This window comes from Desulfosporosinus acididurans (assembly GCF_001029285.1).
GTDB classification, from domain to species: Bacteria; Bacillota; Desulfitobacteriia; order Desulfitobacteriales; family Desulfitobacteriaceae; genus Desulfosporosinus; species Desulfosporosinus acididurans.
Genome location: NZ_LDZY01000037.1, coordinates 1 through 7,546 on the forward strand (window position 1 = coordinate 1; position 7,546 = coordinate 7,546).

Here is a 7,546-nt window from a genome sequence, read left to right on the forward strand (position 1 = left end):
GGCACCTCGATGTCGGCTCATCGCATCCTGGGGCTGTAGTAGGTCCCAAGGGGTTGGGCTGTTCGCCCATTAAAGCGGTACGTGAGCTGGGTTCAGAACGTCGTGAGACAGTTCGGTCCCTATCCGTCGCAGGCGCAGGAAATTTGAGAGGATCTGTCCCTAGTACGAGAGGACCGGGATGGACGAATCACTGGTGTACCAGTTGTCTCGCCAGAGGCACAGCTGGGTGGCTATATTCGGATCGGATAAGCGCTGAAAGCATCTAAGCGCGAAACCGGCCTCAAGATGAGATTTCCCACGAGTGAAAGCTCGGTAAGACCCCTGAAGGAAGATCAGGTTGATAGGCCGGATGTGGAAGCACCGTGAGGTGTGGAGCTGACCGGTACTAATCGGTCGAGGGCTTGACCTAATAAGATACGAAAGCAAAGGGAACGTGGCTCAAATGGTTCCGAGAAGACGAAGCTAGAAAGAGACTCTATGTAGTTTTGAGAGAACAGAGTTCGAAAAGGACAACTGAATCTCAGAGATCTGGTGATCATGCCGGAGGGGTTCCACCCGTTTCCATACCGAACACGGAAGTTAAGACCTCCAGGGCCGATAATACTTGGGGCGCAGGCCCCTGGGAAAGTAGGTCATCGCCAGGTAAAACAAGCAACAGACTGCCATAATGGTAGTCTGTTTGTGTTTCATGAAAGAAATGAAAGATATCTACCGGGGCTCCACCCGTTCGATCCACATTGCAGGAGAATGCGTTGCGGGACGCAATGTGGCGAAAAGCTCGTACTTCGCCACGAAGTGATTCTCTGGGGTTGGTGGCTCGGCGAAACCCTCCACCGGAGGCTTTCGTGCTTTTCGTGTTCGGGTCCACATTGCAGGAGAATGCGTCACAAGTCGCAATGTGGCGAAAACCTCGTCCGGTTTTCGTCACGCTGCAGGAGTCTGCGTAGCGGGGCGCAGCGTGGCGAAAGGCTCATCCGCCTTTCGTTCCAGGGCCGATAATACTTGGGGTGCAATCCCCTGGGAAAGTAGGTCATCGCAGGTAGCAAACGACAGTGTGCTAAATTGGCAGTCTGTTTTGTTAACTGCAAGAATTGAAGTAATGCATAAAATAACCAACTGGGAGTAATGTTGTTATTGAAGTATGTGATATGCAAATGGATTTGGCTTAAGTGAGGTGATCTGCCTGAGAAGATCTGTTAAACGATACATGGTTTTGTTGTTCAGGCTAATAGGATTAGTCTTGATATCATGGGTTGGTATTAATTTGTTCCAGACATTAAATAAGCCGTTTGGACAGTCACTTAAGATTGCAAATATTTCTTGCCCAAGTGATAAGGACAGCGATGGCGTCACTGATTTACAAGACATTGTTAAAGGGGCTAAAGCGGAAGTGAGCAGAAAACCTTATTATCGCAGCGCATATTATCAAGGGGGATTTCCCCCTGACAATGAAGGCGTGTGTACAGATGTTGTGTGGAGGGCTATGCGTGATGCGGGTTATGATTTAAAGGTATTAGTGGATAAAGATATCCGAGAAAATCCTGAAAAATATCCTCGGATTGGGGGAAATCCTGATCCGAATATAGATTTTCGCCGGGTACCTAACTTAATTGTTTTCTTTCGTAGGAACGGAACAGAACTTACGAAGGATGTGAAACCCGGCGACGTTGAAAATTTATATCAATGGCAGCCTGGAGACATTGTTACTTTTGATAATCCACATGAACATATTGCAATTATTTCAGATAAACGGAGAAAAGATGGTGTTCCATACATTCTACATAATGCAGGACCAACGGCGAACGAAACGGATCAACTTCAAAGCTGGCCATCTAAAATAACCGGCCATTTCCGATTTCCCAAGTTTTAGCATAATGAACTCGTTCAAGCATTGCGTTAGCCGAGGTTGCGTTCAGTTCAGAAGACCTCTGACACTACTGACATATTCATATTTCCTATCAGCAATAAAGCAACATTTTGTTTTGCGCAAAAAATGATGTTATTTTGGGGTTGACAAGTTTAAAGAATATGAATAGACTGAATTGAAATGATAGAGGTGCATTTTACAATCAGTACCCGAAGTTGTTAAGGTTACGTACGACCGTAGCTTCGGTGAAAGGTGTAGATGCCGAAGTCGGTTCCATTACGTGGGGACTGGGCTGGTTGGGCAAAATAAGATTTGTTCAACTGTCGCATTTGCGGAGAGCTATCTATATTACCATATGATTCAGAAATTCATGTGGGTAATTTAGTAGCTGATTCCGTATCAGCTATTTATTTTTTGTATGAACAGAGAAGGAGAATTAACATGAAAAAGAACACTATTTTCAAAGGTATCGCCACTGCCCTCATCACTCCTCTTGACGAAACAGGAATTAATTATGAGCAGTTTGGAAAATTGATCGATTGGCAAATTGCAGAGGGAATTGATGCTCTGGTGATTTGTGGAACGACAGGTGAAGCTTCAACCCTAACTGATGAAGAGCACAGAGCAGCAATAACCTTTGCAGTTCAGCGTGCGGGAGGCAGAGTACCGATCATTGCAGGCACAGGCAGTAATGACACCGAATATGCGCATGACCTCACTCGTTTTGCCTGTGAAGCAGGTGCGGATGCAATGCTTGTAGTTACCCCTTATTACAATAAGGCTACGCAAAAGGGTCTAATTAAAATGTATTCTCAAATTGCCGACAAGAGTACAAAGCCTATCATTATCTATAATGTGCCATCAAGAACGGGGGTAAATATTGAGTCAGCAACCTACGAAGCATTGGCTGAACACGAAAATATTGTCGGGATTAAAGAAGCAAACGGCAACATTTCCAAAATTGTTGAAACGATGGCGCGTGTACGAGGTAAGCTCGATTTGTATTCAGGCAATGACGACCAGATAGTTCCGCTTATGGCGCTTGGTGGAATTGGATGCATCTCTGTGCTTTCCAACATTATGCCGGCCCAAACACGCGAGATTTGCACACGTTTCTTTAACGGCGATATTGCCGGCAGCGCGGAGCAACAATGTAAACTTTACCCCCTTATAAACGCACTGTTTTGTGAAGTAAACCCTATCCCGGTCAAAGCTGCTATGGCAGCTATGGGTTTCTGCAAGGATTATCTCAGGTTACCCCTCACTTCAATGGAGGATACAAATCGTGAAAAGTTGCTTTCACAAATGAGAGCACAGGAATTAAACGTTTGAGGAAGGTCTATAGAGAAAAATGAAGAGGTTATACCAGAAAAAGAAATAGCCGGCACCAGTTTCCTATCATGAAATGCAGGGATGGAATAGTGGTCCAAGGTTAAGTGATTAAGAGTTACAAATAAAAATATGGCGTTGGTTTCTGATTGAAAAAGAACAAGCCTAGTCCGCCGATGCCCAAATGGCTGCCTAATACACACCCAATTTTGCTGATAATAAAGTTGTTCGTGTTGAGTTTTTCCGCAAGAAGATTCTTTAGATCTTCTGCGCCCGGCAAATTATCTGAATGGGCGATGCCGATGATCTGTTCAGGAAAGCCTTCGATTCTATCTGCCAGTGTATCAGATACAAAGTTAAGCGCCTTTTGACTTCCTCGGGCCTTCTTACTGAGGTGTAATAAGCCATTTTTTACCTCCAGAATGGGCCTGACATCCAAGAGAGATCCAAGCATTCCTTGTAATTTGCTGATTCGTCCTCCCTTTACCAACCAACCGATATCAGCGATGGTAAACACATGCTCTATGTGTTCCGTCAAGTAAGATATGTGCCGGGTAACAGCGTCAAAGCCATACCCGGCTTCAATCATTTTCGCCGCCTGTAAAGCGATAAGGCCAATTGCCACTGATCCTGACTTAGAATCAATAACTTGCATGTTCCGATCCGGATACTTTGATTGAAATTCTAATAAGATGGTTTCTGCCAACTGATACGTTCCTGAAAGGGCTGCAGAAAAGGCGAGATAGATAAAGTCTTCTCCGCGGTCACAGCATACCTGGAAAGTTTGATAGACATCGGAGGGATTGACTTGGGATGTTTTTGGTAAGGCACCTGATCGCATTGCTTGGAAAACCTCATCGGTAGTAATTTCTACCTTATCTTTATAATCGTTTCCGTTGAGTATCACATGCAGAGGTATCATAAGAATACCGTATTTTTCCATGATTTCGTTTGGTAAGTCGCACGTGCTGTCTACAATTAATCTGAACAAAATATTCACCTCGAGTATTTACATGCAATCATTAATGAAATCTTGATCATGAATTTTGCAGTTGCAGTATTTACTAAATGCTGAAGATGAAATAGTTACCATTATTCGTATTATGTATCCTGGGGTCATACTATTACCATTGGTCCCTGAGGCAATGTATTTGACAGATGGAGGATACACTAATGAACTTGACTTAGATGTAATAGATCGGGTTCGCCTCAGTTGCCCCTATTGAATCATAGGAGAACGGATATGTATTCAGAGCAAAATAGGATCTACTATGGGGCTATCCGTTATGCGTTCCTAATGTGTTCTCTTTATTTTTGCGTAAGGCAAGCCACATCGAAACCCCGCCAATTCCAGCGACGATGATTACAACGAGAATTACTCCTATATTGATCGAATCTAAATTGTGAACTCTAATTCCTGTGTTCACGCCCCAGTCTGAAATAGAAGGATCAATAAGCCCTAAAATTCCAGCCAGCATGAACAGCAGGCCCCCATATTGAAGGGTATTTCCTGATACAAATTGACCTATATTTGCCTTGCTTGATTGACTAATATTTCTACTCTGTATCCACCATCCAAACAATGCACCAATGATAACCTGCATCGAAAGTGTTCCTAATCCAAACAGTAAGCCAGGAACAAAACCAACCCACACTGAAGGCATTGTTGGTGAAATTACAGTATAGATGATTGTAGCAAAAGCTCCCGTTCCGCAACCCGCAATAATACCATGCAAAAACGCTAACCGAATTGGTACAGGCTTACTATCATCTGTTTGAGGCAGTAACTTTTCTAACCACGGTATGAGATGAAAAGACCGTCCTTTATGCAGTATGTAATATCCTGATATTGCCATAACAATTCCCACGATAATATAAACAATGTTTTCGCTGGAACTGCTCATTAGAAATCCAGTTAAAGCCATAAATGCCAGTTCTGAAGCAATCGCCCGTTGAAGTGTAAATCCTGTGGAAAAGACTAATCCGCTGAGCATACCTTTTTTAGAGCTATAACTACCAATGGAATAACTAAATGTAATGGGCCAGGTGTGTTCATCTGGCGTGATTCCGTGAATCATTCCGAGTATAAAAGCAGTAATTAGGCCAACGGATAATGATAGATGACTAGGGTTCCAAAGATTTAACATTTATGTTCTTCCTCTCGCAGTTCTTACAATGCCCATATAAATCCATACGATGATAATTGACGGTGCCCACGTCATCATACTTGTGAGTCATTTCCAAACATTCGTAGATGTCTTTAACTTTGTGGCAATCAAGACAGACAAAATGGTGATGATGGTGATCCGAGCAGAAGGTATAATAAATTTCACCATCAATAAGAAAAGGTGTAGCTAACCCTAACTTCGTGAGCACTTCTATGAGCCGATAAACTGTTGTAAGTCCTACGCTGTTATATTCTTTTTTTACACAGTCATGCAATTGTGCAGGAGTTAACATTTGCCCCGAATTCATGAAAGTCGTTAAAACCACTTCTCGTTCTTGAGTGAGACGGAAATTACTCTCATGTAGTTTGCTTTTAATCAGTTCAAGTTCCATTGTGCTATCCCTCATGTTAAAGAAAATCATTTTCTATAATGCATCATGTACTTGGTCTTGTCAAGGTTATTGATAGATGCTTCGAACGTGTACCAAGAAGACCCTGCCTCTGAGCGTTAGCGTAGGTGCTAGGAGTATGTCATTTCTATTCTTATACCGTTTAGCTTTAAAACTTAAGATTTCAAAGTTGAGAAGCCCTCATCAATTTTTTGTCGATGAGGGTTGATATAATTTTGTGTAAGAAAAGATTGATATTAAAACAGTGAATGAATATAATAAGAACATGAGTTCGACGCAAACAAATATATGTACTGAGAGGCGATTAAAATGAGAGATGTCTGTGCTGAGTGTGATAGCAAATCCTATTGTATAGAACCTTGTGAAGAGTGGTTAATTGCCCACGATCAATGTCCAGTGTGCCGGAATAAACTCATACATATTGGCGGATGTACCGAGTGCATCACGGGCGATTGGGCGAAGTGTGGTTAGGATGAAAGTCGTTATGGCTCCTATAGAAATGATTGCATGGTTTGATATCCCCGGCACACCGCGCCCGATTCGCTTTCGACATGACGGTAATGTTGTGAAGGTTGAAATAATTAAAAGAATATCTGACGAGAAGATTGCTGGTAATCGAATGAAGGTCTATGAATGTCAGAGCGAGGTTCATGGGTTGATGAAGCAATTTCAGCTAAAGTATGAGGTGAATACGTGCAAGTGGTTTTTGTATAAAATTTAACCTCGTGCGACAAGAAGTCCCCCACCTCTTAGCCTTCCATACTCGCGATAGCGAGAGCGAAGGTGGGAGATGAATTGTCGCTCTTTGTTTTGTTATTGTTATACAAATACTGCCATGATATAATCAGTAGTATAGTTATGTATTGCGGTGAACACAATGGAATTAGACAATAATAATCATTCAGTATTCTTGATGTATTATCACCTCGTTTTGGTTATAAAATATCGCCGGAAAGTAATTGATGATAAGATTTCCAATCGTCTCAAAGAGATTTTTGAGTACATAGCACCAAATTACAATGTTGTTTTGCAGGAATGGAACCATGATAAAGACCATGTGCATATTCTGTTCAAAGCGCAACCCAATAGCGAATTATCAAAGTTCATCAATGCCTATAAAAGCGCATCCTCTCGACTAACCAAGAAAGAATATCCTATCGTCAAAAAATCACTATGGAAAGACTATTTCTGGTCAAGAAGTTTTTGCTTATTAACCACTGGCGGCGCCCCTATTGAAGTTATCAAACGCTATATTGAAAGCCAAGGTGAGAAATTATGAACAAGGCATTCAAATATCGTATATATCCTTCTCCTGAACAAGAAATTCTCATCAATAAAACGTTCGGCTGTGTGCGGTTTGTCTACAACAAAATGCTTGCTAACCGTAAAGCGGTTTATGAGCAGTTCAAGGATGATAAAGAAGCGTTGAAACAACAGAAATACTTATTACCCGCTGAATTCAAGAAAGAATTTGAATGGCTCAAAGAAGTTGACAGTTTGGCTTTGGCTAATGCTCAACTGAATTTGCAGACCGCATACAAAAACTTCTTTCGGGATAAATCAATAGGCTTTCCGAAGTTCAAAAACAAGCATCGTGACAAGAAATCCTATACTACCAACAATCAAGGTGGAACAATCAGGCTTATTGACAGTAAGATAATTCGATTGCCAAAATTAAAAGATGTACGGATTAAGCTACACCGACAATTACCTAAAGAAGCCGTTATAAAGTCTGCGACTATAAGCAAAACTCCTACAGGGAACTACTATATT

Annotated in this window: 8 protein-coding genes, 2 rRNA genes and 1 riboswitch; of the genes, 7 read left to right on the forward strand and 3 right to left on the reverse strand. The window is 42.0% G+C overall.

The window, feature by feature from the left end:
• From DEAC_RS21780 to dapA, 4 genes are all read left to right on the forward strand, one after another.
• Nucleotides 1–409 (forward strand): 23S ribosomal RNA (locus DEAC_RS21780); the annotation flags it as partial.
• A gap of 118 nt (nucleotides 410–527) precedes the next feature.
• Nucleotides 528–644, forward strand: a 5S ribosomal RNA gene (gene rrf / locus DEAC_RS21785).
• A gap of 620 nt (nucleotides 645–1,264) precedes the next feature.
• Nucleotides 1,265–1,870, forward strand: coding sequence for a DUF1287 domain-containing protein (locus tag DEAC_RS21795; RefSeq protein WP_427846292.1), 606 nt, complete (start codon nucleotides 1,265–1,267; stop codon nucleotides 1,868–1,870).
• Nucleotides 1,871–2,043: 173 nt separating this feature from the next.
• A riboswitch (Lysine riboswitch) is annotated at nucleotides 2,044–2,217 on the forward strand.
• A 91-nt stretch (nucleotides 2,218–2,308) separates the two neighbouring features.
• The gene (dapA, locus tag DEAC_RS21800) at nucleotides 2,309–3,199 is read left to right on the forward strand and encodes a 4-hydroxy-tetrahydrodipicolinate synthase (protein ID WP_047812177.1); all 891 of its coding nucleotides are present in this window, start codon (nucleotides 2,309–2,311) and stop codon (nucleotides 3,197–3,199) included.
• Between the two features lie 115 nt (nucleotides 3,200–3,314).
• Here dapA and DEAC_RS21805 read toward each other — a convergent pair whose 3' ends face one another.
• From DEAC_RS21805 to DEAC_RS21815, 3 genes are all read right to left on the reverse strand, one after another.
• A complete protein-coding gene (locus tag DEAC_RS21805; protein ID WP_053006575.1) occupies nucleotides 3,315–4,187 on the reverse strand; it encodes a DegV family protein in 873 nt (290 codons plus the stop codon).
• A gap of 286 nt (nucleotides 4,188–4,473) precedes the next feature.
• Nucleotides 4,474–5,343: a hypothetical protein gene (locus DEAC_RS21810; RefSeq protein ID WP_047812178.1), complete on the reverse strand. Its 870-nt coding sequence runs from the start codon at nucleotides 5,341–5,343 to the stop codon at nucleotides 4,474–4,476.
• Entirely contained in the window at nucleotides 5,321–5,755 is a 435-nt protein-coding gene (locus tag DEAC_RS21815) for a Fur family transcriptional regulator (RefSeq protein ID WP_047812179.1), read from the reverse strand. Before DEAC_RS21815 ends, DEAC_RS21810 begins: the two co-directional genes overlap by 23 nt.
• Nucleotides 5,756–6,149: 394 nt before the next feature.
• Here DEAC_RS21815 and DEAC_RS21820 point away from each other — a divergent pair, with 394 nt between their 5' ends.
• The 3 genes from DEAC_RS21820 to DEAC_RS21830 form a co-directional block, all read left to right on the forward strand.
• Complete coding sequence (locus DEAC_RS21820) at nucleotides 6,150–6,494, forward strand: hypothetical protein (RefSeq protein WP_345788190.1); 345 nt, start codon at nucleotides 6,150–6,152, stop codon at nucleotides 6,492–6,494.
• A 156-nt stretch (nucleotides 6,495–6,650) separates the two neighbouring features.
• The gene (gene tnpA, locus DEAC_RS21825; protein WP_047811496.1) at nucleotides 6,651–7,052 is read left to right on the forward strand and encodes an IS200/IS605 family transposase; all 402 of its coding nucleotides are present in this window, start codon (nucleotides 6,651–6,653) and stop codon (nucleotides 7,050–7,052) included.
• The coding region (locus DEAC_RS21830) for an RNA-guided endonuclease TnpB family protein (protein WP_047812180.1) at nucleotides 7,049–7,546 on the forward strand (498 nt) is incomplete at its 3' end. The genes tnpA and DEAC_RS21830, both read left to right, overlap by 4 nt.

Excerpts from the sequence above, each read along its gene's own strand:
- dapA (WP_047812177.1), top strand. The coding sequence starts at position 2,309 with ATGAAAAAGAACACTATTTTCAAAGGTATCGCCACTGCCCTCATCACT.
- DEAC_RS21810 (WP_047812178.1), bottom strand. The coding sequence starts at position 5,343 with ATGTTAAATCTTTGGAACCCTAGTCATCTATCATTATCCGTTGGCCTA.
- DEAC_RS21815 (WP_047812179.1), bottom strand. The coding sequence starts at position 5,755 with ATGGAACTTGAACTGATTAAAAGCAAACTACATGAGAGTAATTTCCGT.
- tnpA (WP_047811496.1), top strand. The coding sequence starts at position 6,651 with ATGGAATTAGACAATAATAATCATTCAGTATTCTTGATGTATTATCAC.